The following is a 24,213-nucleotide window of genomic DNA, read 5'->3' on the forward strand; positions in this document are numbered from 1 at the left end:
CGTGCCGACCGAGCTGACCAAGGCCCTCGAGGGCATGGGCGGCGCGCTGGGCGGCCTGGCCAACATGGCCGGCGACAAGCCCTCGGTCAGCGTCAACTCGGCCGCTGTCGAGCGTGAAGCCGTGGCCGCGGCGCAGGCGGCGGCGGACGAGGCCGACAAGGTCAACGACGCCGTCCGGGAGGCCGAGGCTCAGGTGTCGCCGTCCGCTGACGGCCGGAAGCGACCGACGACAATGTCGTGACCGGTTCGACGCCGCCCGTGGTGCCGGCGAAAGCTTCCCATCGGTGGTCCCTTCCATTTTCAATATGCCGAAATCCCGCTCCGGATCCCTCTGGTCGACGTAGTCAACGCTTCGTGTGAACTCCGGATCATCCCTAGACCCGGTCGGCCGTAGGTCGAGGTGGTGACAGTCCGATGACAGACGGCGCCTATCGGAACGCGCGATGGCTGTCAGGCCGTCGTATCCGGAGGGAACGGGATGGGGCCGGCGAAAGGCCCTGCTCCGTTACGACTCAGGAGGAGGTGGCACATCATGAATCGTCTGCTCGCAACCTGTTCGACACTCTTGATGCTCACTGGTTGTGCCGTGTCCGGCGGCGAGGTTTCCGGTGCTGACGCGTCGTCGGAGGTTGCCGCGACGCCCGCGTTGCTGCAAGTGCGGCGCGGCGGTGGCCTCGCCGGGCTGGAGCCGCCCGTCGCCGAGATGCCGGCCGTCAGCCTGTACGCCGATGGGCGCTTGATCACGCCGGGTCCGCAGATTCTCATCTACCCGCCTCCCGCCCTGCCCAGCGTGCAGCTGCAACGGATCGGCGTCAGCCGGGCCCAAGAGCTCGCGGAGCAAGCCGTGGCCGCCGGGGTGCGGCCGGGCGCCGATTTCGGCGATCCGCGGATACCCGACGCCACGACCACCTGGATCACGGTGAACGACTCAGGCGCGCGGGCGTCCGTCGCGATCGTCGGCCTCCGAGAAGCGGGCGACGACGATGCCGACCTCACGGCGGCCCAGCGGGCAGCTCGGCGAGACGTGAAGGCGCTGGTTCGTGAACTCGAAGGACTTTCGACGGCGGAGAGCCTCCCGGGGCCCGAGCCGTACCGGGCGGGCACGATCGCCGTTCTCGTCCGTCCTCATACGCCCGGCAGCCCCGACCCGGCAAGTCCGGCACCGGTGAAAGCCTGGCCCGGTCCTCCGCTACCCGGTTCCGAGCTGCCCGGAGAGAACTGGACCGGTTGCGTCATCGCTGGCGGATCCGACGTGGAACGGATCCGCTCGGCCGCGGAGGACGCCAGCACCATGACGGCTTGGACCTCGCAGGGTCAGACGTGGCAGCTGAGGATTCGCCCGCTGCTGCCGGACGAGTCGCAGTGCGGTGACCTATCGACGTGAGGCTGCCGACATCTGTCCGGTCATACCGGAGGACGCCGCAATCTTTCTCGTCGTGCAGGAAGGACAGCTCGTCGCGATCGAATCGAACGATGGCGCGGGTGACGCCCCAGACCCTCTTCACAGACCGCGAGGCAGCGCGTTGACCGACGCGCCGAAGTGGTTTGCCCGCGTGCCTTCCGGGTACGCGGCCGGACCGTCAACCGGCGCAGAAAGGATTAGCCATGACTGACAAGACACACATGCTGACGCGACTGAGCGACACCACCAAGGACGTGGCCGACCCCGACCGCGACATCCGGGGCCGTAGGGTCGTCGACCGCGGCGGCGACGACCTCGGCAAGGTCGACGACCTGCTGATCGACACCGACGAGGACAAGGTGCGGTTCCTGCGCGTGGAGCACGGCGGCATCCTGGGTATCGGGGCGACCGCGTCGTTCATCCCGGTCGACGCCGTCCGCGACATCTCCGACGACGAGGTGCGCGTCGATCTGGCCACGCAGCAGGTCGCCGACGCTCCGCGGTACGATCCTGATCTGGTCGACCAGACCAGCTACTACTCAGACGTCTACCGTCATTACGGGTACACGCCATATTGGACGCCTGGGTACGCGTATCCCACTGGCCCCTATCTGCTCTGAGGCTGACAGCTGCGGGTGGACGCCGCACCCGGTGGTGACCCTGCTCGCGGTCAGCGCGGGCACCTTGTTCAGCGGCGTCGCCGACGGGCCGGCTGGCGGGCAAGCGTCCGATAACACCGTCGGACGCTTGCCCTCACGTCATGGGCCGTTCAGCCGGCAAGATTCGTGGTGCGAAAGCTCTCGAATCCGCGCCCCTCCGAACCGCTCTAGCCTCTCGTCCCCGCGAAACCGCCGCCGACCGCAGCCCGGGCAGAAAGATGACCGACCAACAGCCGACGATGTGGCTATCAGAGCGGCAACTTACTCGGTGGCTGAGTCGACATCAGCCCGGCTGGCGTCGCCGATCCAGACGGATTTAAGGTTGCAGAACTCGCGGATCCCAGCAGCGGAGAGCTCTCGCCCGTACCCGGAGTTCTTGACCCCGCCGAACGGCAGCGGCGGATACGAGGTGACCATGCCGTTGATGAACACGGCCCCGGCGTCCAATTCGTCGACGAGCTGTCGCTGCTCCTCGGGGTCATCGGTCCAGGCATTGGCGCCGAGACCGTACGAGGTGGCGTTGGCCAGGTCGATCGCCTCGTCGATCGAGGCGATCCGGTAGACGCCGGCGACCGGCCCGAACACTTCCTCGGCGAACATCCGCATGTCGCGGGTGATGTCGGTGATCACGGTCGGCGGGTACCACCAGCCGTCACCCTCCGGTGCCTGGCCGCCGCACCGCACCGTGGCGCCTCGGCTGACGGCGTCCGCGACCTGGGCCTCCACGTCCTTGCGGCCCTGCTGCGTGGCCAGGGGCCCGATGTCGGTGCTGTCCATCATCGGGTCGCCTACGGTCAGCGCGGACATATGCGCGACGAACGTGTCGACGAACTGGTCGTAGACGTCGGTGTGCGCGATGAAGCGTTTCGCGGCAATACAGGACTGGCCGTTGTTCTGGCAGCGCGACGTGGTCGCGACCTGGGCCGCGCGGTCGAGGTCGGCGGTCGGCAGGACCACGAACGGGTCGCTGCCGCCGAGTTCGAGCACGGTCTTCTTGAGCTCCCGGCCGGCGATGGTGGCGATCGACCGGCCGGCGTTCTCGCTGCCGGTGAGCGTCGCGGCTTGTACGCGGGGGTCGGACAGGATTGTCTCGACCGCGTCGGAGCCGACCAGCAAGGTTTGGAACGCCCCGGCTGGGAAGCCGGCCCGGCGGAACAGCTCGCCCAGGTAGAGGGCGGTCTGCGGGACGTTCGAGGCGTGTTTGAGCAGGCCGGTGTTGCCGGCCATCAGCGCCGGCGCGGCGAACCGCATGGCCTGCCAGAGTGGAAAGTTCCACGGCATCACCGCCAGCACCGGGCCGAGCGGCTGATAGCGGGCGTACGCCGTCGCGGCCCCGACGGTGGAGGGCTCCACCGGTTCGTCGGCCAGAAACCCTTCGGCGTGACCGGCATAGAAGCGGCACGCGTTCGCGCACTTGGTGACCTCGGCCTTGGCGGCCGCGAATGTCTTGCCCATCTCTTGTGTCATCAGGGCGCTGATGTCGTCCTGTTCGGCCTCGAGCAGGTCGGCGGCCGCCCGCATCCAGGCGGCGCGCTGCTCGAACGACGTGCCGTGCAGCTTGCGGAACGCCGACGCGGCGCGGCCGATCGCCTCGTCGATCTGCTGATCGGTCAGCGGGTCGAAGGTCTTGAGAACCTCGCCTGTGGCCGGGTTGGTTGACGTGATCGGCATGGCGCCTCCCTCTGGTTCGTCTCACCCGGCCTACCCACTGCCTCACCGGCTAACCAGTGACGCCGCCGCGGGGCTGTCGCCATAGTTGAGGGACGGCGGCTGCAGGTTTCGCCGGCCGACGGTGCGCTGATGGCGGATCCTCCGCTGGCAGCGGACTATGCGGATCTCACCAAGCCGGTGTGACCGAGTCTCGCGCCATGCCCTCCCCGTTTGTCATCGAACCGTCCGCATTTCGTCGAAGGCTCGCGAAGCAGGCTTTCTAGCGTTGGCCCGGACGGTACGTACATCGATGAATCTGCCGGCCCGGCGGCCGGGGGAGGAGGCGAAGATGAGCACCGAGTCCGGCACCATGATGGGCCTGGGCGACAGCGGCCAGATGCTGGCCGATCCGGCTCAGGACATTCGCGGACGCACAGTGGTCGACCGCGACGGCAATGAACTCGGCAAGGTCGACGACCTGCTGATCGACACCGAGCATCAGAAAGCGCGGATGATTCGCGTCGAGCACGGCGGCCTGTTCGGCATCGGGGCGACGCGCTTGTTCATCCCGGTGGAGGCGGTCGAGCGGATCACCGACGACGAAGTCGGCATCGACCGCACGCGGGTCGAGGTGGCGAGTGCGCCCGAGTACGACCCGGAACTGGTCGACAAGCAGGAGAGCTTCGCCGAGTTGTACGGCTACTACGGCTATCCGCCGTACTGGAGCCCGGGATACGTGCCACCGACGCGAGGCTTCTTCCGCTGACAATCAGCCCGGCCGGCGTCACGTCAGCCCCACCCGCGCATGCATTGCGCTGCCTCGGGAAAACAGGGTGTGTGCAGATCTCGGACGTCATTTTCGCAGTTGTCGGTGTAGGCGTGCTGCTGGCCGGGATCCTGCCGCGGGTGCTGGAGCGCCGGCCGCTGTCGATGCCGATCATCTTCGTCGGCCTCGGGATGGTGACCTTCGGGCTGCCGATCGGTCTGCCTGATGCCGACCCGCTGGCGCATCCCAAGGTGACTGAACACCTGACCGAGGTCGGGGTCATCGTCGCGTTGATGGGGGCCGGGCTGAAGATCGACCGGCCGCTGAGCCGGGCCGGCTGGCGGTCGACGTGGCGGCTGCTCGTGGTGGCGATGCCGGTGACCATCGCGGCGATGGCGTTGCTGGGCTGGTGGTGGGTAGGGCTGGTGCCGGCGACCGCGCTGCTGCTCGGGGCGGCGCTGGCCCCGACCGACCCGGTGCTGGCGTCCGACGTGCAGGTGGGGGAGCCGACCGACGAGGAGGACTCGGAGGACGAGGTTCGATTCGCGCTCACGTCGGAGGCCGGGCTCAACGACGGCCTGGCCTTTCCGTTCGTCTACGCGGCGATCGCGATGGCCGGTGCCGCCGGGCTCGGCTGGCTCGGCGAATGGGCCTGGAAGGACCTGATCTTCAAGATCGTGGTGGGTGTCGCCGCCGGTCTGATCGCCGGCAAGCTGCTCGGGCGGTTGTTCTTCCGGGCCCGACTGGATGCGCTGCGCCTGGCGCGCCACTCGGAAGGCTTTCTCGCCCTTGCCGCCACCTTCCTGGCTTACGGCCTGGCCGAGGTGGCCCAAGGTTACGGATTCCTGGCCGTGTTCGTGGCGGCTCGGGCGATCCGCGCCGCCGAACGCTCGCACGAATACCACCAGGTTCTGCACGACTTCGCCGAGCAGAGCGAGCGGCTGCTGACCGTGTTGTTGCTTCTGTTGTTCGGTGGTGCGGTCGTGGGCGGCCTGCTGGAGCCGCTGACCTGGCCGGCCGCCCTGGCCGGGCTGGCCCTGATCTTCGTCGTACGCCCCGTGTCGGGCTTCCTGTCGTTGCGGGGCGCACCGGGGTGCCGGACCGAGCACTGGGTCATCGCGGCATTCGGCATTCGCGGGATCGGATCGTTCTACTACCTGTCGTACGCGCTGACTCAGGCCGAGTTCCCCGGCGCGGACCTGGTGTGGGCGACGATCGGCTTCGTGGTGCTGGTGTCGGTGGTGTTGCACGGGGTGGCCGCCACACCGGTCATGCGCAGGCTTGACCGCGCCAATGAACGGACCAGGCAGAAGCAGGCGGTCACAGGCGACGTGTGACCGTCAGGAAGTCAGCTCTGCCCGAGATGCTTGAGCCCGGCGCTGAATTTTTCGAAATCGAACTGGCCCACAGTATTGATCAGACTCTCCACCTCGGTCAAACTGCGCGGATGGGTGTACGCGCTCAGCTTGGGGATTCCGAATGGAGTCCCCAAGCTGAGCTGCCACCTGTTGATGAATGGGTAGAGTGTGTGATGAGATATCAGTTTTCTTGCCCGTTCCGCGTGGCTGAGGTAGATTTCCGTGTTCTGGGTGTCGCCGAAATAGCTGTACGTCGCGGCGATGAGCGAGCAGGCGATGTGGTCCTTGAGCCCGGCAATCAGCATCGGAACTTCTCGAATTCCCAGGGTGGCGAGGTAGAAAATTGGCCGGAACCGAAAGTCGTATATCTGCCGGTAGGCCACATGGGCCGCGCGAAGATGCGCGCGGGCTTCTCTGATGTCGGCGCGAATCTCGCGCGTACCCGCGCCTGAAAGGGCTTCCTCGGCCGCTATGAAATGAACATCGCCCACAATATTCAGGGTCCTTCTGAGATCCCCACCGGCCATGAAATTTCGCAACGCCGCCAAGCTGCCTGTGGCGTCGACCAGTGCGCTGAGGTCACTCACTCGTCCGCTCCGTTCTTGCCAGTGCTTGTGTCAGGCGATCGAACCAATTCCCGTCCCGGACATCTATCGCGTGCCAGCGGGAGAGCCGGCGAGGCAGGGCGGCGCCCTCCAAGAGGACGGGAATGATGAAGACCTGACCCTCCGGGCGTCGATCCGCGTGATTGAGGGCGAGGACTATTTCACGCTGCACGTAGCCGACCTTGTCCACCGAGTCGCGGGAGAGCAGCACGATGAAAGCGTCGCAAGCTTCGAGTGCCAGCTCAATCTCGTACTCCCAGTCCTGGCCCGGGAGAAGGCTTTCCTCGTCGAACCAGACGTCGTATCCGATGGCATGCAGGCTGCTCCACAGTCGCCTTGCTGTGTCGCGGTCGCCTCGGGCGTAGGAGACGAAGGCTTTTACTGCCGGCCCGGATGTGTCGTGGGGTCCGGGCTCTCCACGGGAATCGCTGGAAGGATTTCTGAATCCGTCGGTCTCGGCGATCCGGGCGAGTATTCGTGCCGCTTCGCTTGGGCGTCTGTGTCCCGGCATCGAAATCCTTCCAGCCGTTGTTCCGTGCTCGGCTGTGGCGCGCACCGTCCGCACTGGAGCGTTACTGATATTACATCGCTTGGGCCCTTGGTCTCGCACGCAGCGTGTGACTGAGCGACCTGCCGTGCTCCGAGCGGGGGCGGCCGCGACGTCGCGGCCGGATGCTGCGTGAGGGGCTCGCGTCCTGGGACATCGGGCCTTCGCGCATCGGTCGGTGAGGTGTGTGGCCGGGACGTCAAGATCGGCGGGGCCGGCGTGAACATCACGTCACCGGCTCTTCCCGTGGTCGACGAGGCCGATGTCCGTGCCCGGTGCGCGAAGTACCTGGCCGCGTTCGGCGCCGGCGCGGTCGCCTACAGCGCCAGGGCCGGGCTGACGACCGGCTTCGGACGGTGGATCGCCAGCGCCGGGCTGGGCTGCTATGTCGGCTCGGCGGGCGAGCTGAGAACCGCGTTGCTGGCCGGCTTCACGTCGACAGAACTGGTGCTGTGCGGCTGGAAAAAGTCCGTCGGCGACTTCGAGGCGGCACACGCCTGCGGCGCCGCGATCGTCGCTGGGGTCCCTCGCCGAGGTCGAGGCGCTGACCGCGCGGGCGTCGATCGGCCAGCGGGTTCTCGTCCGGGTGGTGCCCTCGAGAGTCGGCCGGGCGGCCGCTATCAGTACGGGCTGCCTCTGGGCTCCAGCACCGCCCTGGCCGCGATCAAACAGGTGCTGGCGTCGCCGAACCTGGTTCTGGCCGGGTTGGACTGCTCGATCGGGCATCAGCTCAGCCGGTTCGGCGCTTTCGAGTCGTTGCTGCGCGAGGCGATGGGTTTCTGCGCGGTGAGCCGGGCGCGGCACGGCGTGACCGTGCCGGCCCTCAATCTCGGGGGTGGTCACGCGGTGGCCTGTGCCGGTGGCGTCGACGGCTTCGCAGTGGCCGCGTTCGCCGGTCGCGTCGGTGCTGCTGCGGGCCGAGGTCGCCGTCGGCGACCTGACCGCGGTGGCCGGAACCGGTGCCTACCACCATCGCGGCGATGTCTTCCTCGGCCGGCCCCCGGTGCTGGGTGTCGCCGGCGGTCTGACCCGGACCCTCGTACGGCGGGAGACTCTCGAGACCTGCTGCGCCGCGCGAGTCAGCGGGTGGGGGTGGCCCCTCGAACTGTGGCGGTACTCGGCGGTACGAGGTACCGGAGGAGGTCGCGGTGGAAGATCTGACCGAGATGCTGAAGGGGTCGCGAATGGCCAGGGCGTTCTGGGGGTGACCGGCACCGACGTGGCCGCGTGCGACGACCTGATCAAAGACCCGCGCACCTGCCTCAGGAATCCCGGTCACGCTAACGGCTACGACGGGTGAGCAGGCCGGATCAGATGCGGTCGGCGTCCTGCTGGTAGACGTCGGGGATGCCGTCGGCGTCGGCGTCGACGGACTCCTCGGCCTGGATGCGCCGGTAGTGCCGGTCGCGGATGCGCAGCAGCACTGTCGCGAGCAGGGCGGCGAGCAGGGAGCCGAGCAGGACACCGAGTTTGGCGTGCTGGTCGCGTTCGCTGCCGACGCCGAAGGCGAGGTCGCCGATCAACAGCGACACGGTGAAGCCGATGCCGCCCAGCAGGGCCAGGCCGAGCACGTCCCACCAGCTCAGCCCGGCCGCGAGCTGGGCCCGGGTGAACCGCTGGACCAGCCAGGTGGCGCCGGTGATGCCGATGGCCTTGCCCGCCACCAGCCCGGCGATGATGCCGATGGTCACCGCGTCGCCGAGGCTGGCGCCCAGCCCGCCCGAGACGGTGACACCGGCGGCGAAGAACGCGAAGATGGGGACGGCGATGCCGGCCGAGATCGGGCGTAGCCGGTGCTCGAAATGCTCGGCGAGGCCGCGGCCCACCGGAACGGTGAAGGCGAGCAGCACCCCGGCGACGGTGGCGTGGACGCCGGAGGCGTGCACCAGCGCCCAGGTGACGGCCGCGAGCGGGAGCAGCAGCCACCACGAGCGGACGTGCCGCTGCACGAGGAAGCCGAACAGCGCCAGCGGCACCAGGGCGAGCAGCAGCGGCACGAGCTGCAGCGACTGGGTGTAGAAGACGGCGATGATCGTGATGGCGAGCAGGTCGTCGACGACGGCCAGGGTGAGCAGGAAGGTGCGCATGGCCGAGGGCAGGCTGGTGCTGACCACGGCCAGCACGGCCAGCGCGAACGCGATGTCGGTGGCCGTCGGGATGGCCCAGCCGACCGGCGCGCCGCCGCTCATGGTGGTGTTGACCAGCACGTAGACGAGCGCGGGGAGTGCCATGCCGCCGACCGCGGCCGCCACCGGCAGCGCGGCCCGGCGCGGGTCGCGCAGGTCGCCGGCGACGAACTCGCGTTTGAGTTCCAGGCCGGCGACGAAGAAGAAGATGGCCAGCAGGCCGTCGGCGGCCCACCCGGCCAGGCTCAGATCGAGGTGCAGGGCGTGCGGGCCGATCGTGATGCCGGCCAGGTCGTGATAGAGGTCCGACCACGGGGTGTTCGCCCACACGAGCGCCACCACGGCCGCGACCAGCAGCAGGATGCCGCCGGTGGTCTCGGCCCGCAGGATCTCGGCGATGCGGCGGGCCTCGGGCCAAGTACCACGGCCGAAAAGCGGCTGGGCAGGCTTGTGGGGGTCGGTCACGGCGGCTCCTGGTGTCGCGAAGAGGGGTCGGCAAAGACATCGCCGACCAGACTTCCCGGCACACCTGAGCCCAACCTACCGGGTCCGGCCGCCCTGTGCAGCGATGCGCCTCACCTGCTCACCCGGGGGTACACGGCGGCGGCCGTTAAAGGCGCGTCAACGTTGGGCCGGGCCGCGTAGTCAACGCGTTAAAGGTGGTTACGAATGGTCTCCGACCGAGGTGTGCTTGCTCCCGGCAAGAATCGCAACCCCTCGTCTAGGAGTCCTGAAGTGGCTGATCTCGTGTTCGTCGGGCTCACGGTGGCGCTGTTCGCAGCGCTGGCCGTGCTGATCCGGGCGGTCGAACGCCGGTGAGCGCGGTCAACCTCATCGGCCTGATCGTGGCCGTGCTGCTCGGCGTCTTCATGGTCGCCGCCCTGCTGTTCCCGGAGAAGTTCTGATGGCCGGTTGGCTCTTCGTCATCACGCTGGTGCTCGCGCTCGTCGCGGTCTACAAGCCGTTCGGTGATTACCTGTACCGGGTCGTGAGCGGTACTCGCGACAACGTTGTCGAGCGCGGCGTCTACCGGCTCGTCGGCGTCGACCGCAACGCCGCGCAGACCTGGGGCGTCTACGCCCGCAGCGTGCTCGCCTTCTCCGCGGTCTCGATCCTCTTTCTGTACGCGTTCCTGCGGCTGCAGGACAAGCTGTGGCTCTCGCTCGGCTTCGACCCGCTGCCCGGCCACCTCGCGTGGAACACCGCTGTCAGCTTCACCACCAACACCAACTGGCAGGCCTACTCCGGTGAGTCGACCATGGGCCACCTGGTGCAGATGGCCGGTCTGGCGGTGCAGAACTTCGTCTCGGCCTCGGTCGGCATCGCGGTCGCGGTCGCCCTGGTGCGTGGCTTCGCGGCCCGCAAGTCGGCGACGCTGGGCAACTTCTGGGTCGACCTGACCCGCATCACGCTGCGGGTGCTGCTGCCCGTCGCGGTCGTCTTCGCGGTGATCTTCATGGCCGCGGGAATGGTGCAGAACCTGTCCGGCGGCGTCGACGTCACCACGCTGACCGGCGCCACCCAGCACATCACCGGTGGCCCGGTGGCCTCGCAAGAGGTGATCAAGGAGCTCGGCACCAACGGCGGCGGCTTCTACAACGTCAACGCCGCGCACCCGTTCGAGAACCCGGCCACCTGGACCAACTGGATCCAGCTGTTCCTCATTCTGCTCATCCCGTTCAGCCTGCCCCGGGTGTTCGGCCGCATGGTCGGGCAGAACCGGCAGGGGTACGCCATCGCCGCCGTCATGGCGATCCTGGCCGTCGCGAGCGTCGCGCTGACGATCGGCCTCGAGGTGCACGGCGCCGGCACGGTGCCGCAGGCGGTCGGGGCCGCGATGGAGGGCAAGGAGACCCGGTTCGGCATCCCGAACTCGGCCGCCTACGCCGCGATCACGACGCTGACCTCGACCGGCTCGGTGAACTCGTTCCACGACTCGTACACCGCCCTGGGCGGCATGATGCCGATGATCAACATGATGCTCGGCGAGGTCGCGCCCGGTGGTGTCGGCGCCGGCCTGTACGGCCTGCTCATCCTCGCGGTGATCACGGTCTTCGTGGCCGGGCTCATGGTCGGCCGGACGCCGGAGTACCTGGGCAAGAAGATCGGCGCCCGGGAGATGAAGATCGCGTCGTCGTACTTCCTGATCACGCCGGCCCTGGTGCTGATCGGCACGGCGGCCGCGTTCGCCACCGGCAACAACGCCACGGCGCTCAACGTGGGCCCGCACGGCCTCTCCGAGGTCCTGTACGCCTTCACCAGCGCCTCCAACAACAACGGCTCGGCCTTCGCGGGCATCACGGTCAACACCCCGTGGTGGGACACCGCGCTCGGCCTGGCCATGCTCCTGGGCCGCTTCCTGCCCATCGTGCTGGTGCTGGCCCTGGCCGGCTCGCTGGCCCGGCAGAAGGTCACGCCCGAATCCGAGGGCACGCTGCCCACCCACCAACCTCTGTTCGTCGGCATGGTCGTCGGCGTCACCGTCGTTCTCGTCGCGCTGACCTTCCTGCCCGCCCTTGCTCTCGGACCCATCGCGGAGGGCCTGTCATGACCACCCCCACTCTGGAAAAACCCACAACCCCCTCCCCCGTACGGGCCGGAACGCTCGACCCCCACCAGCTGCGCCACTCGTTGCCGCAGGCCCTGGCCAAGCTCGACCCGCGCACGCTGTGGCGCAACCCGGTCATGCTGATCGTCGAGGTCGGCGCGGTCTTCACCACCGTGCTGGCCGTCACCGACCCCAGCGTGTTCGCCTGGATCATCACCGTCTGGCTGTGGCTCACCGTCCTGTTCGCCAACCTGGCCGAGGCCGTCGCCGAGGGCCGCGGCAAGGCCCAGGCCGCCACCCTGCGCCAGGCCAAGCAGGACATGACGGCCTATCTGCGGGACGGCCGCGAGATCCCGGCCACCCAGCTCAAGCTGGGCGACGTGGTCGTGGTCGAGGCCGGCCAGATCATCCCGGGTGACGGCGATGTCATCGAGGGCATCGCCAGCGTCGACGAGTCGGCCATCACCGGCGAGTCGGCCCCGGTGATCCGCGAGTCGGGTGGCGACCGGTCGGCCGTCACCGGCGGCACCCGGGTGCTCAGCGACCGGATCGTCGTGCGGATCACGCAGAAGCCGGGGGAGAGCTTCGTCGACCGCATGATCGCGCTGGTCGAGGGGGCCAACCGGCAGAAGACGCCGAACGAGATCGCGCTCAACATCCTGCTGGCCGCGCTCACGATCATCTTCCTGCTGTCGGTCGTCACGCTGCAGCCGCTGGCCATCTTCTCCAAGGCGTTCCAGGCGGCCGCGCCCGACACCGTGGCCCTGGACGCGAACGGTGTCACCGGCATCGTGCTGGTGTCGCTGATCGTCTGCCTGATCCCGACCACGATCGGCGCGCTGCTGTCCGCGATCGGCATCGCCGGCATGGACCGGCTGGTGCAGCGCAACGTTCTCGCGATGTCGGGCCGCGCGGTCGAGGCCGCCGGTGACGTCAACACGCTGCTGCTCGACAAGACCGGCACGATCACGCTGGGCAACCGGCAGGCGGCCGAGTTCGTCCCCGTCGACGGTGTCACCGCGGCCACCCTGGCCGAGGCGGCCCAGCTCTCGAGCCTGGCCGACGAGACGCCCGAGGGCCGGTCGGTGGTCGTGCTGGCCAAGAACGACTTCGGGCTGCGCGAGAGCGAGCCGGGGCTGATGCCCAACGTCACTTTCGTGCCGTTCACGGCCCAGACCCGGATGAGCGGCGTGGACCTGCCCGGGCGGCAGATCCGCAAGGGCGCCGCCTCGGCGGTCATGAAGTGGGTGCGGCAGAACGGCGGGCACCCGACCGAGGAGGCCGGCGAGATCGTCGACACCGTCAGCGGCACCGGCGGCACCCCGCTGGTCGTCGCCGAGCAGCTCGACGGGCAGCCGGCCCGCGCGCTGGGCGTCATCCACCTCAAGGACGTGGTGAAGGCCGGCATGCGCGAGCGGTTCGACGAGATGCGCCGGATGGGCATCCGCACCGTGATGATCACGGGCGACAACCCGCGTACGGCGAAAGCGATCGCGGACGAGGCCGGGGTGGACGATTTTCTGGCCGAGGCCACGCCCGAGGACAAGCTCGCGTACATCAGACGAGAGCAGGAGGGCGGCCGCCTGGTCGCGATGACCGGCGACGGCACGAACGACGCGCCCGCGCTGGCTCAGGCGGACGTCGGCGTGGCCATGAACACCGGCACGTCGGCCGCGAAAGAGGCCGGCAACATGGTCGACCTCGACTCCGACCCGACCAAGCTGATCGAGATCGTCGAGATCGGCAAGCAGCTGCTCATCACGCGCGGTGCGCTGACCACGTTCTCGATCACCAACGACATCGCCAAGTACTTCGCGATCATCCCGGCCATGTTCGCGGCGGTGTACCCGGGCCTGGACACGCTGAACGTCATGCGGCTGCACTCGCCGGGCTCGGCGATCCTGTCCGCGGTGATCTTCAACGCGCTGGTCATCGTGGCGCTGATCCCGCTGGCATTGCGCGGCGTGCGCTACACACCGGCCGGGGCCAGCTCGCTGCTGCGGCGCAACCTGCTCATCTACGGCCTGGGCGGCGTCATCGCGCCGTTCCTCGGCATCAAACTCATCGACCTGCTCGTTCAGTTCATCCCCGGGATCTAAAATGAGACTTCCCTCCTGGCTGGCCCAGCACATCGCGGCGCTGCGCGCCCTGCTGGTCCTCACCGTCCTGCTCGGTCTGGCCTACCCGCTCGCGATGGTCGCGGTCGGCCGCCTCCCCGGCCTGTCCGACCGGGCCGACGGCTCGCTGATCACCGTGGCCGACAAGACGGTCGGCAGCCGCCTGATCGGCCAGTCCTTCACCGACGCCGACGGCAACCCCGTCCCGCGCTATTTCCAGAGCCGGCCCTCCGCAGCCGGTGACGGCTACGACCCCACGTCCACCTCGGCCGGCAACCTGGGGCCCGAGAGCATCGTCGACACCCTGTCCGACAACCCCGACGACGCGGCCCAGAGCCTGCTCACCCAGGTCTGTGCCCGCAGCGTGGCGGTGGGCGAGCTCGAGAAGGTCGACGGCCGGCGGCCCTTCTGCACGGCCGATGGCGTCGGGGCTGTCCTCGCGGTGTTCCACCGCGACGGGTTCACCGGGCCGGTCACCCGGGTCGTGTCGGTCAACCAGACCGGCACCCCGTTCGTCGCGACCTACCAGGGGGTGACCGTCGAGTCCGCCCGGAACGGCGAGGACTACCGGGCGATGGGCGCGGTGATCACGCCGATCCGCGGCGACGCCCCGGCCGATCCGGTGGTGCCGGCGGATGCGGTGACGGCCAGTGCGAGCGGTCTCGACCCGCACATCAGTCCCGCGTACGCCGACTTGCAGGCGCCGCGGATCGCCCGGGAGCGGGGGCTGACCGAGGATCAGGTGCGCCGGCTCATCGAGGAGCACACTGACGGGCGGGCGCTGGGCTTCCTCGGGGAGCCGGCGGTGAACGTGCTCGAGCTGAATATGGCCCTCGACGGTCGATGACGGCGATGGTGGGTCGAGCGTCACCACTCCCGCAGGTCGCCCGGGTGGGTTTCGCGTTCTGGACGCGTCAGCGGCCAGCGAAGCCCGCCCGGGCCCCCGCGGGAGCGACGGTCTGTACCCACCACCCCGCCGGGACATCCTGATTTTGATCCTGGTCGAAGAGAGCGGAACCCATGGCACGCGGCGAATTGCGGATCTATCTCGGTGCCGCCCCCGGTGTCGGCAAGACCTACACCATGTTGGAGGAGGCGCACCGGCGGGCCGAACGCGGCACCGACGTGGTGGTCGCCTTCGTCGAGACGCACGGCCGCCGGCACACCGAGGCGATGGTCGGCGACCTCGAGGTGCTGCCCCGCACCGAGCTGCGCTACCGCGGCGCCGGCTTCACCGAGATGGACCTCGACGCGGTGCTGGCCCGCAAGCCGGAACTGGCCGTGGTCGACGAGTTCGCGCACACCAACGTGCCGGGGGCCCGCAACGCCAAACGCTGGCAGGACGTGCGGGAGCTGCTGGACGCCGGCATCTCGGTGCTGACCACCGTGAACGTGCAGCATCTGGAGTCGCTCAACGATGTGGTCGCCCAGATCACCGGGGCTCAGCAGCGCGAGACCGTGCCCGACGCCGTGGTGCGGGCGGCCGAGCAGGTCGAGCTGGTGGACATGACCCCCGAGGCGTTACGCCGCCGGATGGCCCACGGCAACATCTACCGCCCGGAGAAGATCGACGCCGCGCTCGGCAACTACTTCCGTACGGGAAACCTGACTGCCCTGCGCGAGCTGGCGCTGCTCTGGCTGGCCGACAAGGTCGAGGATCAACTCGACAAGTACCGCGCCGACCACAAGATCGACGCCACCTGGGAGACCCGCGAGCGGGTCGTCGTGGCGCTGACCGGCGGCCCCGAGGGTGACACCCTGATCCGCCGCGCGGCCCGGATCGCGGCCCGCACCAAGGGGGCCGACCTGATGGCCGTGCACGTCGCCCGCAACGACGGGCTGGCCGGGGCCGACCCGGCCACCCTGGCCCGGCAACGCGTGCTCGTGGAGAGTCTCGGTGGCTCGTACCACCAGGTTGTCGGCTCCGATGTGCCGCGCGCCCTGCTCGACTTCGCCCGCGCCGTCAACGCGACCCAGATCGTGCTCGGCGCGTCCAGCCGCGGCCGCTTCGCGCAGCTCTTCTCGGCCGGGGTCGGCGTCACCACCACCGCCCTGTCCGGGTCGATCGACGTGCACCTGGTCACGCACGAACTGGCCGGACAGGGCCGCCGCGCCCGCCGGAGCGGGGCGGCGTTGTCCCGGGGCCGGCGGGTGGCCGGTTTCCTCACTGTGCTGCTGGGCTTCCCGGTCCTCACCGGGCTGCTGGCCATCGGCCGGGGGTTGTCGCTGACCAACGACATCCTGTTGTTCCTGGCCGCAGTGGTCGGCGTCGCGCTGATCGGCGGGCTGTGGCCCGCGCTGCTGGCCGCGGTGGGCAGTTCCCTGCTGCTGAACTGGTTCTTCACCCCGCCCGTGGGCCGGTTCACCATCGCCGAGGGCGAGAATCTGCTCGCGCTCGGCATCTTCGTGGTGGTCGCCCTGGCCGTCAGCTGGGTGGTCGACACCGCCGCCCGCACGACCCGGCAGGCGGCCGAGGCCGGGGCCGATGCGCAGACGTTGTCCGCCGTCGCGGGCAGCGTGCTGCGCGGTGAACGCCCGCTGATGGCGCTGCTGGAACGGCTGCGCGAGACCTTCACCCTCGACTCGGTGACACTGCTGGACCAGGGTGTGGTCGTGGCCGAGGTCGGGCAGCCGGTCTGCACCCGGCCCGCCGAGGCGGACGCGGAGGTCAAGGGGGACGACGACATCACGATGCTCCTCAAGGGGCGGCCGCTGGAAGCCAGCGACCGGCGCATCGTCGAGGCGTTCGCGGCCCAGGCCACCCTCGCCCTGCGGCAGGAGCGTCTGACGGCTGAGGCCGCCACCGCCAAACCGCTGGCCGAGGCCGACCGCATGCGCACCGCGTTGCTGGCGGCGGTCAGCCACGACCTGCGCACCCCGCTCGCGTCGGCCAAGGCCTCGGTGGCCAGCCTGCGCAGCGCCGACGTCCACTTCGACGACGAGGACCGGGCGGCCCTGCTCGAGACGGCCGACGAGTCGCTCGACCGGCTCACCCGCCTGGTCACCAACCTGCTCGACATGAGCCGCCTGCAGGCCGGCGCGCTCGGCGTGGCGCCCATCGACATCGGCGCCGACGAGATCGTGCCGCACGCCCTGGACGACCTCGGCCCGGCCGGGCACGACGTCCGCCTGCACATCCCCGACGACCTGCCCGACCTGCGGGCCGACCCCGGCCTGCTGGAACGCGTCATCGTCAACCTGACCGCCAACGCTTTGCGGCACAGCCCGCCCGGTCGGCCGCCGGTCATCACGGCCAGCACGCTGGGCGGGCTGGTCGAGATCCGCGTGGTCGACCACGGCCCGGGCATCCCCGAGGACCGCCGGGACGACGTCTTCCTGCCGTTCCAGCGGCTCGGCGACCGCGACAACCACACCGGCGTCGGCCTCGGCCTGGCCCTGTCGCGCGGGCTGACCGAGGCGATGGGCGGCACCCTGACCCCCGACGAGACCGCCGGAGGCGGCCTCACCATGATCATCTCGCTCCCCGCCGCGGACCCGTCGTGACCCGCATCCTGGTCGTCGACGACGAACCCCAGATCGTGCGCGCGCTCAGCATCAACCTGCGGGCCCGGCAGTACGAGGTGGATGCGGCCCCCGACGGCGTGAGCGCACTGCGTGCCGCCGCCCGGCAGCGGCCCGACCTGGTCGTGCTCGACCTGGGCCTGCCCGACATGGACGGCGACGAGGTCATCCGCGGCCTGCGCGGCTGGACCACCGTGCCGATCATCGTCGTGTCCGGCCGGTCCGGCAACCACGACAAGGTCACCGCCCTGGACGCCGGGGCCGACGACTACATCACCAAGCCGTTCGGCATCGACGAGCTGGTGGCCCGCATCCGGGCCGTCACCCGCCGGGTCCGGGCCGGCGACGACGCGCCGGTGGTGGCCCGGATCGGCGAGCACACGATCGACCTGGCCGCGCGCAGCGTCACCGGCGGCGACAGCGAGGTGCACCTGAGCCCGACCGAGTGGCAGCTGCTCGACCACCTGCTGCGTCATCCGGACAAGTTGCTCGGCCGCACCGCCCTGCTCAAGGAGGTGTGGGGGCCGCAGTACGCCACCGAGACGAACTACCTGCGCCAGTACATGGCCCGGCTGCGCCGCAAACTCGAGGCCGACCCCGCCCACCCCCGGCACCTGCTCACCGAACCCGGTATGGGCTACCGCTTCCGCCCCTGATCCACAGATCCGGCGCGGGCGGGCTCGGACCGGATCAGCGGGCCACCTCCGCCGGGAATGTGCCCGGTGTCGTAGAGAAGCACGTCCTCGTCCGACTGGACGACACCGCGCCCTGGGCCGCGATGGACAGCGTCCGGGCGGCCTCCGGGCCAGGTTCGCGGCGGAACCGCTGCAGAATGCGTTCGAGCCGGTCCAGATCGGCCGTACGGGCCCGGAAGGTGGGCGTGAGCAGGCCGAGCACCACGCCCACGGTGAAATCGGCCCGCCACACCGCCTCGTAGCTGCCGCCCGGCAGGTTGGCCCAGACGAGAGCCAGCACGGTCGCGACCAGTAACGCCGCCGCGCCGCGGGGCTCGGTGACCAGGGCGGTCCGGATCCGGTGGTCGAGGCGCAGGGTCCTCTCCGTGCGGGGCAGCGCCCGCCCTCGGAGATGCGACGCACCAACCCGGCGTCACTCATCGTCGTGACGCCCCGCCAGACAGCATCAACCCATTGCCGACCAGGGTTCCCGGCCCACCTGTCGCGCACCGTACTCCCGTCCGGGGAGAAAGCCTGTTTAGCCACCTGCCTTGGCGGAAATCTGGTCGGCGCTTTCCCCATCCGTGCCTGTGACCTGGAGCCGCCGTGCAGACATCCGACGTGCTCTTCGCGGTCATCGGGTTCGGTGCGCTGCTCGCCGGCATCCTCCCGCGCTTGCTGGAACGCCGGCCGCTGTCGATGCCGATCGCCTTCCTCGGGCTGGGCATGCTCGTCTTCGGCCTGCCGATCGGTCTGCCGGACGCCGACCCGCTGGCCCACCCGAAGGTGACCGAGCACCTGACCGAGCTCGGTGTGATCGTCGCTCTCATGGGCGCCGGCCTGAAGATCGACCGCCCGCTCAGCCTGCGGGGCTGGTCGTCCACCTGGCGGTTGCTGGCGGTCGCCATGCCGGTGACCATCGCCGGGGTCGCGCTGCTGGGCTGGTGGTGGGCCGGTCTGGTGCCGGCCGCCGCCCTGCTGCTGGGCGCGGCGCTGGCGCCGACCGACCCGGTTCTGGCGTCCGACGTGCAGGTCGGTGAGCCGACCGGCCAGGAGGACTCCGAGGACGAGGTCCGGTTCGCGCTGACCTCGGAGGCCGGGCTCAACGACGGGCTGGCGTTTCCTTTCGTGTACGCCGCCATCGCGATGGCCGGGTCAGCCGGTCTGGGCTGGCTGGGGGAGTGGGCCTGGCGGGACCTGACTTACAAGATCGCGGCCGGGGTGATCGGTGGCATCCTCGTCGGCAAGGTTTTGGGCTGGTTGTTCTTCCGTCCGCGGGCGGAGGCGTTGCGGCTGGCCCGCCACTCGGAGGGCTTCCTGGCTCTGGCGGCGACCTTTCTGGCGTACGGGGTGGTCGAAGTGGCCGGCGGGTACGGGTTCCTGGCCGTGTTCGTCGCCGCCCGGGCCATCCGCGCGGCCGAGCGCTCCCACGACTATCACCAGGTGCTGCACGACTTCGCCGAGCAGACCGAACGCCTGCTGACCGTCCTGCTGCTCCTGCTGTTCGGGGGCGCGCTGGTCGGTGGCCTGCTCGGCCCCCTCACCGGGCCGACCGCGCTCGTCGGTCTGTGCCTCATCTTCGCGATCCGGCCGCTGTCCGCGTTCCTGTCCCTGCGGGGAGCGCCCGGCCACCGCGCCGAGCACTGGGTCATCGCCTCGTTCGGCATCCGTGGGATCGGATCCTTCTACTACCTGTCCTACGCCCTCACCCACGCCGCGTTCCCCGGCGCCGACCTGATCTGGGCCACGATCGGGTTCGTGGTCGTCGTCTCGGTCGTCATCCACGGCATCGCCGTCACCCCGGTCATGCAACTGCTGGACCGGGCCAACGAACGCTCCGGTCGCGGCAGCGGATCGCCGGCTGCGGAAGCGGCGGGGACAACTCGGTGAGTCGTGGCGTTGAGCGCCGCGCCCGCAGCGTGACCGCCCTCCGGTGCGAGATCAATGCTCGTGGCGCGCCGGGGAATCATGAGGCCGACGCGGCACAAGTCCGGTGCGGACGGCGCGCAGGATCACGTCGGTGATGTGATGAGTGGTGATCGCGCCGGCGGGCCGGGCCCGGGTCTCGCGACAGGCGACGTCGTCCTGTCGGTGCCGGCCCGGACAATGGTGGTGCTCCCGTCGTACCAGGAAAGGTTTGATCATGGGTTGGAACACCTCGGTGCTTTTCCGTCAGGACGTGACGGTGGATGAGGCGGTGGACGATCTTGCCATCACTGAGTTCAGCGGTGAGCTGGTCGGGGCTGACCAGGCTACGAGTGCCCTCAAACCTGACGCGCTCTATGCGGCCGAGTCCGGTGGCTGGGTGCAGGTCTGGAATCCGATGATGGATGTGGTCATGGGCTGGGAACCGACCGAGCCGGGCGACGCTCTGGTGGTCTTCTTCAGCAGTGTCTCGAGCACCTATGGCTTCACGCTCTTCACGAACGGCGAACGCACTCGGCACTACGTCTACGCCGATGGTGTGGCCGTCGAGGACGAGGGGACGCCACTGCCGGTCGAGGCTGAGGTCGCCCTGCCGTCCTGGGGGCCGGACGAGGACTTTCTCTGGTCGATCGTCACGGCGGTCACCGGTCTCCGGTACGACGAGAAGCTTCAGTATCGCGTTTACCCGGTGTGACGGGCCAGGTGGTCGAGCTCGGTCCGGAACCGGCTCGTCCACTGATCGATCTCGGTTCCGGTCCACCACAGCCGCTGGGGCGAGTACTCCCAGGCGATGCGGGTCGTGCCGCCGACGACCGCGCATTCGACGTACAGGGGCGGTTGCCGCACGCCGGCCCCGGAATCCCGGACGTCGCTGATGGCGGCCGCGCTCAGGGAGAAGAGGCCGCTACGGCTCCGCGTCGGCATCTCGCCCTGGAAGTTGAACGCGAGCGTCGGAGCCGGGGCCTGCCGCAGGTCCGGATCGTCGCTCAGATACTTGAGAGCTTCGAACGACAGACCCGCGGACGGGACACCGGCCAGCCGTTCGCCCACTGCGGTCAGCGTCTCGGCCGGGCTCTGGGACCGGCTGTCCTCGAACACGAGGGGAAAGGTGCAGTGCAGATCGCCGGCCGTCCGTGAGAGATCGAGGCCGTGCACCGCTGTCTGCCGGCCCGAGCCGGTGAGCTCGACCACCAGACGCCCGCAGCTCCACTGGCGCTGTGCGGTCCGCACGAGCGCCGTGAGCAGGGTGGTGGCAAGTGGTGCGCGGCCTGCGCCCGGCTCGGTCGTCCGTATGGTGCGGAGCGCGCGTGTCTCCTCGGGCGGCAGGCTGTGGCGGGCGGTGAGCAGGTCGTCCGTCCGTACGCCGGGGTGTTTCAGCGGGTCGTAGGTGGCCGGCGCCGGCAGTCCGAGCTGAGTGCGCCAGAACTCCCGATCCGCTTGCGCGCCCCGGCGGGCGAAGTCGTTCATCCAGCCGGAGAACATCTCGAAGGGCGCCGATGTCCGGGCCAGCCGCACCGGCTCGCCCTGTTCGTCCAACCGGCAGAGCTGGTCGAGGTCATCCAGCAGGACGCGCAGCGTGACCCTGTCCATGACCAGATGGTTGACCGCCAGGAACAGGCGTTGCCGGGAGCCGGTCCCGATCAGAAGCAGGCGCAGCAGCGGGCCGTGCTCGACGCTGATCCGGCGGTGCTGCTCGCTGAGCAGTGGCGGGAGCGCGTCGGGCCGGTCCAGGGTGACCGATTCGACGGCGTAACTGCCCTCGATGTCGCCGTAGCGCTGTGCGAACCGGTCGCCGTCGCGACGGAACCGCAGGCGCAGCGCCTCGTGCCGGGCGACCAGTGCTGACGCGGCTCGGCGGAGGCTCTCCGGGGTGAGCCGCCGATGGACGTCGAGCATGACCGTACGGATTCCCCCGTCCCATTGCCCCAGCTCCAGGGCGCGCCGTTGCGCGGCGCTGAACGGGACGTCACCGGTGTCCGGAGCCGCTCCCGGCTCGGGAAGCGCCGACTCGAAGTGCCGTACCAGCAGGATTGCCATCGCCCGCAGCGTCGAGTCGTTGCCGAAGCAGGCGGGCGGCAGGCGTACGCCGGTCCGGTCCTCGACGCGGTGGGCCAGATCGATCAACCCGAGCGAGTCGAGGCCGACGTCGAGGAGTGGCCGATCCACCGGTACGTCGTTCGGGTCGGTCAAGTGCAACACCGCTGCGGTTTCGGTCTGCAACAGCCGGAGCACGTACTCCGGTTCTCCCGCCGGGCCCGTCCGGAGCGCCGGCCTGCGTTGCCGCGAGATCGCCGACGAACGCAGCGAGCCGACCGTCCACTGGCGCTTGCACTGGGCGCGCCGCAGCTTTCCGCTGGTCGTCTTCGGAATGCTGTCCGGCCTCATCAGCAGGACCTCATGACACTGCACCCCGGAGTGTGAGGTCACCGCGGCCCGGATCGCCGAGGCGGCGCGGTCCAGCGGGATCGGCTCGCCGTTCCGCAGGACCTTCTTGCGCAGCTCGGCCGCCACCACGACCCGCTCGACGCCGTCGACCCGCACCCCGAAGGCGACTGCGTTGCCCGGCCGCAGAATCGGATCAGCCGCCACGACCGCCGCTTCCAGATCCTGCGGATGAATATTGCGGCCCCCGACGATGATGATGTCCTTGAGGCGGCCGCACACGAACACCTCGCCGTCATCGCCGATCACTCCGAGATCACCGGTACGCAGGAAACGTCGTCCGTCCGGGCCGGCCGCCAGGCGCGCGGCGAAGACGGCCGCGTTCTCCTCCTCGGTCCGTCCCCAGTAACCGCTCGACACGCTGGGACTGGAGATCCAGAGCTCGCCGACGACGTGGGGTGGCCGCGGCCGCCGGGTCACGGGGTCGACGGCGATCACCGAAACGCCCCACTCCTCGTCCGGGACGCCGCTGCCCACGAACGCCACCGCGGGTGCGCCCGGGGCCGGCGCGACGATCACGCCGTCGCGGTCGAGCAGGGCCCGATCCCCGTGCAGCAGCGTGGGCTTCCGGCCGACCCGGCCGCAGACGAACAGCACGGCCTCGGCTATGCCGTAGACGTTGCCGAACGACGCCGGATCGAAGCCCATCGGGCCGAGCGCGGCTTCGAAGCGGTCCATCGTGGCCGCCAGCATCGGCTCACCGCCCTGCAGGGTGGCGCGGACCGACGAGAGATCGAACGAGTCGTCGTCACGCAGACCGCGGAGCACGTAGTCGTAGCCGACGTTAGGCCCGGCGATGTGCGTGCCGCGGTAGCGATCGATCGCCTCGAGCCAGAGGCGCGGGGCGGCCAGGAAGGTCATCGAGGAGAAGGCGACGCAATGGGCCCCCGTGTGCATGGCGTTGAGGATTCCGCCGGCCAGCCCCATGTCGTGGAACAACGGCACCCAGCCGACGAGCACCGACTCGCTGTCGACCCGGGTGTTGCGCGCGATCAGCTCGAGATTGTGCGACAGGTTCCGGTGCCGCACGACGACGCCCCGGGGCTCCGACGTCGAGCCGGAGGTGTACTGCAGGTAGACGATGTCGTCCGGGCCGAACCGGGCGGCCGCGCGGGCCAGCCGGTCCGCGGCCGCCGCCGGATCGGCGCGTTTCACCCGATTGGCCGGCAACCAGGTGAGTTCGGGCCATCTCGGCGTCCCGCGGCCCGCCACGCCGTCGCGGATCGACGCCAGCGTGGTGAGCCTGCGGTACTTCGTATGGGTGAGGGCGACGCGGGCGCCGCTGTCCTCGGCGATGTGCCGGAGCGTGGGCAGCTCCCGATCGAGACGCCGCGGGTCGGGGCTGGCCACCGGCACCGCGATCGCGCCGAGAAGCATGCACCCGAAGAAGCTCGCGACGAACTCCAGGCCATCGGGCGGGAAGACGAGCAGCACACGGTCGCCGGGCTCGACCCCGGCTGCTTGCAGGAAGTCCGCGGTGCCGGCCGCCCGCCGCACGATCTCCTGGTGGTCGGTCGCGTCGATCTCTTTCCCGTGGCGATCGAGAAACGTGTAGAGGGGTGCCCCGGGAGCGGCGTTCACGCGGTCGGCCATCGTGGTCAGCAGGCTCGCGGACATCCGGAACTCCGATGGATGGGCAGTGACTCGTTCGGACGTTACACCGGCATCGTGGAAGGGCCGGTCCCGGTGTGGACTGCAGCCCACGGTGCCCTTGTTCCTACCGGCCGGAGTCGCTCGACGCCATCCTCCGCCCGTTCACAGGGCCGAGCGGATCAGGGGAAGTTCCTGCGAAGGTGGCCGGCCTCCGGTAGCGATTCGGTAACGATCCCGTCAGCCGGGTGACGCGGGCTCCGACCGGGGCCCCGTCGCGT

Annotated in this window: 20 protein-coding genes and 2 pseudogenes; 16 read left to right on the forward strand and 6 right to left on the reverse strand. The window is 69.7% G+C overall.

Annotation, left to right across the window (positions count from 1 at the left end; all coding sequences use genetic code 11):
* From M1L60_RS43505 to M1L60_RS43515, 3 genes and pseudogenes are all read left to right on the forward strand, one after another.
* Window positions 1-241, forward strand: a pseudogene (locus M1L60_RS43505) (SPFH domain-containing protein); the annotation flags it as partial.
* 291 nt (window positions 242-532) lie between these two features.
* Window positions 533-1,384, forward strand: coding sequence for a hypothetical protein (locus tag M1L60_RS43510; protein ID WP_253243482.1), 852 nt, complete (start codon window positions 533-535; stop codon window positions 1,382-1,384).
* A 221-nt stretch (window positions 1,385-1,605) separates the two neighbouring features.
* A complete protein-coding gene (locus M1L60_RS43515; RefSeq protein ID WP_253243483.1) occupies window positions 1,606-2,022 on the forward strand; it encodes a PRC-barrel domain-containing protein in 417 nt (138 codons plus the stop codon).
* 300 nt (window positions 2,023-2,322) lie between these two features.
* On the opposite strand, the gene M1L60_RS43520 is transcribed toward M1L60_RS43515, so the two are convergent.
* Window positions 2,323-3,732 (reverse strand): NADP-dependent succinic semialdehyde dehydrogenase, encoded by a 1,410-nt coding sequence (locus M1L60_RS43520; protein WP_253243484.1) that lies wholly within the window; start codon window positions 3,730-3,732, stop codon window positions 2,323-2,325.
* Between the two features lie 328 nt (window positions 3,733-4,060).
* Between M1L60_RS43520 and M1L60_RS43525 the strand changes: the two genes are divergently transcribed.
* Window positions 4,061-4,477 carry a PRC-barrel domain-containing protein gene (locus M1L60_RS43525; protein ID WP_253243485.1) on the forward strand — a complete coding sequence of 139 codons (417 nt, stop codon included), beginning with the start codon at window positions 4,061-4,063 and terminating at the stop codon, window positions 4,475-4,477.
* A gap of 71 nt (window positions 4,478-4,548) precedes the next feature.
* Window positions 4,549-5,814, forward strand: a complete 1,266-nt coding sequence (locus tag M1L60_RS43530; RefSeq protein WP_253243486.1) for a cation:proton antiporter — start codon at window positions 4,549-4,551, stop codon at window positions 5,812-5,814.
* Between the two features lie 11 nt (window positions 5,815-5,825).
* Here the strand turns inward: M1L60_RS43530 and M1L60_RS43535 are convergent, their stop codons facing one another.
* Window positions 5,826-6,422, reverse strand: a complete 597-nt coding sequence (locus M1L60_RS43535; protein WP_253243487.1) for a hypothetical protein — start codon at window positions 6,420-6,422, stop codon at window positions 5,826-5,828.
* Window positions 6,415-6,996, reverse strand: a complete 582-nt coding sequence (locus M1L60_RS43540) for a toll/interleukin-1 receptor domain-containing protein (protein WP_253243488.1) — start codon at window positions 6,994-6,996, stop codon at window positions 6,415-6,417. Before M1L60_RS43540 ends, M1L60_RS43535 begins: the two co-directional genes overlap by 8 nt.
* Window positions 6,997-7,659: 663 nt before the next feature.
* Here M1L60_RS43540 and M1L60_RS48430 point away from each other — a divergent pair.
* Both M1L60_RS48430 and M1L60_RS43545 read left to right on the forward strand, forming a co-directional pair.
* Window positions 7,660-7,791: pseudogene (locus M1L60_RS48430) on the forward strand (hypothetical protein); the annotation flags it as partial.
* A gap of 55 nt (window positions 7,792-7,846) precedes the next feature.
* Window positions 7,847-8,287 carry a DUF1048 domain-containing protein gene (locus tag M1L60_RS43545; RefSeq protein ID WP_253243489.1) on the forward strand — a complete coding sequence of 147 codons (441 nt, stop codon included), beginning with the start codon at window positions 7,847-7,849 and terminating at the stop codon, window positions 8,285-8,287.
* A gap of 10 nt (window positions 8,288-8,297) precedes the next feature.
* On the opposite strand, the gene nhaA is transcribed toward M1L60_RS43545, so the two are convergent.
* On the reverse strand, window positions 8,298-9,578 hold the full coding sequence (gene nhaA / locus M1L60_RS43550) for a Na+/H+ antiporter NhaA (RefSeq protein ID WP_253243490.1): 1,281 nt from the start codon (window positions 9,576-9,578) through the stop codon (window positions 8,298-8,300).
* A 204-nt stretch (window positions 9,579-9,782) separates the two neighbouring features.
* Between nhaA and M1L60_RS43555 the strand changes: the two genes are divergently transcribed.
* From M1L60_RS43555 to M1L60_RS43585, 7 genes are all read left to right on the forward strand, one after another.
* Entirely contained in the window at window positions 9,783-9,932 is a 150-nt protein-coding gene (locus M1L60_RS43555) for a hypothetical protein (RefSeq protein ID WP_253243491.1), read from the forward strand.
* Window positions 9,929-10,018: a K(+)-transporting ATPase subunit F gene (kdpF, locus tag M1L60_RS48135; protein ID WP_244876026.1), complete on the forward strand. Its 90-nt coding sequence runs from the start codon at window positions 9,929-9,931 to the stop codon at window positions 10,016-10,018. The genes M1L60_RS43555 and kdpF overlap by 4 nt, the downstream gene beginning before the upstream one ends.
* The gene (gene kdpA, locus M1L60_RS43565) at window positions 10,018-11,664 is read left to right on the forward strand and encodes a potassium-transporting ATPase subunit KdpA (protein WP_253243492.1); all 1,647 of its coding nucleotides are present in this window, start codon (window positions 10,018-10,020) and stop codon (window positions 11,662-11,664) included. Before kdpF ends, kdpA begins: the two co-directional genes overlap by 1 nt.
* On the forward strand, window positions 11,661-13,760 hold the full coding sequence (gene kdpB, locus M1L60_RS43570; RefSeq protein ID WP_253243493.1) for a potassium-transporting ATPase subunit KdpB: 2,100 nt from the start codon (window positions 11,661-11,663) through the stop codon (window positions 13,758-13,760). Before kdpA ends, kdpB begins: the two co-directional genes overlap by 4 nt.
* A 1-nt stretch (window position 13,761) precedes the next feature.
* Window positions 13,762-14,625: a potassium-transporting ATPase subunit C gene (locus M1L60_RS43575; RefSeq protein ID WP_253243494.1), complete on the forward strand. Its 864-nt coding sequence runs from the start codon at window positions 13,762-13,764 to the stop codon at window positions 14,623-14,625.
* 173 nt (window positions 14,626-14,798) lie between these two features.
* On the forward strand, window positions 14,799-17,282 hold the full coding sequence (locus tag M1L60_RS43580) for a DUF4118 domain-containing protein (RefSeq protein WP_253243495.1): 2,484 nt from the start codon (window positions 14,799-14,801) through the stop codon (window positions 17,280-17,282).
* Entirely contained in the window at window positions 17,279-17,956 is a 678-nt protein-coding gene (locus tag M1L60_RS43585) for a response regulator (protein WP_253243496.1), read from the forward strand. The genes M1L60_RS43580 and M1L60_RS43585 overlap by 4 nt, the downstream gene beginning before the upstream one ends.
* Window positions 17,957-17,990: 34 nt before the next feature.
* Here M1L60_RS43585 and M1L60_RS43590 read toward each other — a convergent pair whose 3' ends face one another.
* Window positions 17,991-18,275, reverse strand: a complete 285-nt coding sequence (locus tag M1L60_RS43590; RefSeq protein ID WP_253243497.1) for a hypothetical protein — start codon at window positions 18,273-18,275, stop codon at window positions 17,991-17,993.
* 305 nt (window positions 18,276-18,580) lie between these two features.
* Here M1L60_RS43590 and M1L60_RS43595 point away from each other — a divergent pair, with 305 nt between their 5' ends.
* Both M1L60_RS43595 and M1L60_RS43600 read left to right on the forward strand, forming a co-directional pair.
* Window positions 18,581-19,864, forward strand: a complete 1,284-nt coding sequence (locus tag M1L60_RS43595) for a cation:proton antiporter (RefSeq protein ID WP_253243498.1) — start codon at window positions 18,581-18,583, stop codon at window positions 19,862-19,864.
* A gap of 253 nt (window positions 19,865-20,117) precedes the next feature.
* On the forward strand, window positions 20,118-20,594 hold the full coding sequence (locus M1L60_RS43600; protein ID WP_253243499.1) for a hypothetical protein: 477 nt from the start codon (window positions 20,118-20,120) through the stop codon (window positions 20,592-20,594).
* Here M1L60_RS43600 and M1L60_RS43605 read toward each other — a convergent pair.
* On the reverse strand, window positions 20,582-23,959 hold the full coding sequence (locus tag M1L60_RS43605) for an AMP-binding protein (RefSeq protein ID WP_253243500.1): 3,378 nt from the start codon (window positions 23,957-23,959) through the stop codon (window positions 20,582-20,584). The two genes, M1L60_RS43600 and M1L60_RS43605, sit on opposite strands and share 13 nt — an antisense overlap.
* Window positions 23,960-24,213: the final 254 nt, after the last annotated feature.

Source organism: Paractinoplanes aksuensis (assembly GCF_024137025.1).
Classification (GTDB): Bacteria; Actinomycetota; Actinomycetes; order Mycobacteriales; family Micromonosporaceae; genus Actinoplanes; species Actinoplanes aksuensis.

What these genes read in the sequence shown, in the direction of transcription:
- M1L60_RS43510 (WP_253243482.1), top strand. Translation starts at nt 533, where the DNA reads ATGAATCGTCTGCTCGCAACCTGTTCGACACTCTTGATGCTCACTGGT.
- M1L60_RS43515 (WP_253243483.1), top strand. Translation starts at nt 1,606, where the DNA reads ATGACTGACAAGACACACATGCTGACGCGACTGAGCGACACCACCAAG.
- M1L60_RS43520 (WP_253243484.1), bottom strand. Translation starts at nt 3,732, where the DNA reads ATGCCGATCACGTCAACCAACCCGGCCACAGGCGAGGTTCTCAAGACC.
- M1L60_RS43525 (WP_253243485.1), top strand. Translation starts at nt 4,061, where the DNA reads ATGAGCACCGAGTCCGGCACCATGATGGGCCTGGGCGACAGCGGCCAG.
- M1L60_RS43555 (WP_253243491.1), top strand. Translation starts at nt 9,783, where the DNA reads ATGGTCTCCGACCGAGGTGTGCTTGCTCCCGGCAAGAATCGCAACCCC.
- kdpA (WP_253243492.1), top strand. Translation starts at nt 10,018, where the DNA reads ATGGCCGGTTGGCTCTTCGTCATCACGCTGGTGCTCGCGCTCGTCGCG.
- kdpB (WP_253243493.1), top strand. Translation starts at nt 11,661, where the DNA reads ATGACCACCCCCACTCTGGAAAAACCCACAACCCCCTCCCCCGTACGG.
- M1L60_RS43575 (WP_253243494.1), top strand. Translation starts at nt 13,762, where the DNA reads ATGAGACTTCCCTCCTGGCTGGCCCAGCACATCGCGGCGCTGCGCGCC.
- M1L60_RS43580 (WP_253243495.1), top strand. Translation starts at nt 14,799, where the DNA reads ATGGCACGCGGCGAATTGCGGATCTATCTCGGTGCCGCCCCCGGTGTC.
- M1L60_RS43600 (WP_253243499.1), top strand. Translation starts at nt 20,118, where the DNA reads ATGGGTTGGAACACCTCGGTGCTTTTCCGTCAGGACGTGACGGTGGAT.
- M1L60_RS43605 (WP_253243500.1), bottom strand. Translation starts at nt 23,959, where the DNA reads ATGTCCGCGAGCCTGCTGACCACGATGGCCGACCGCGTGAACGCCGCT.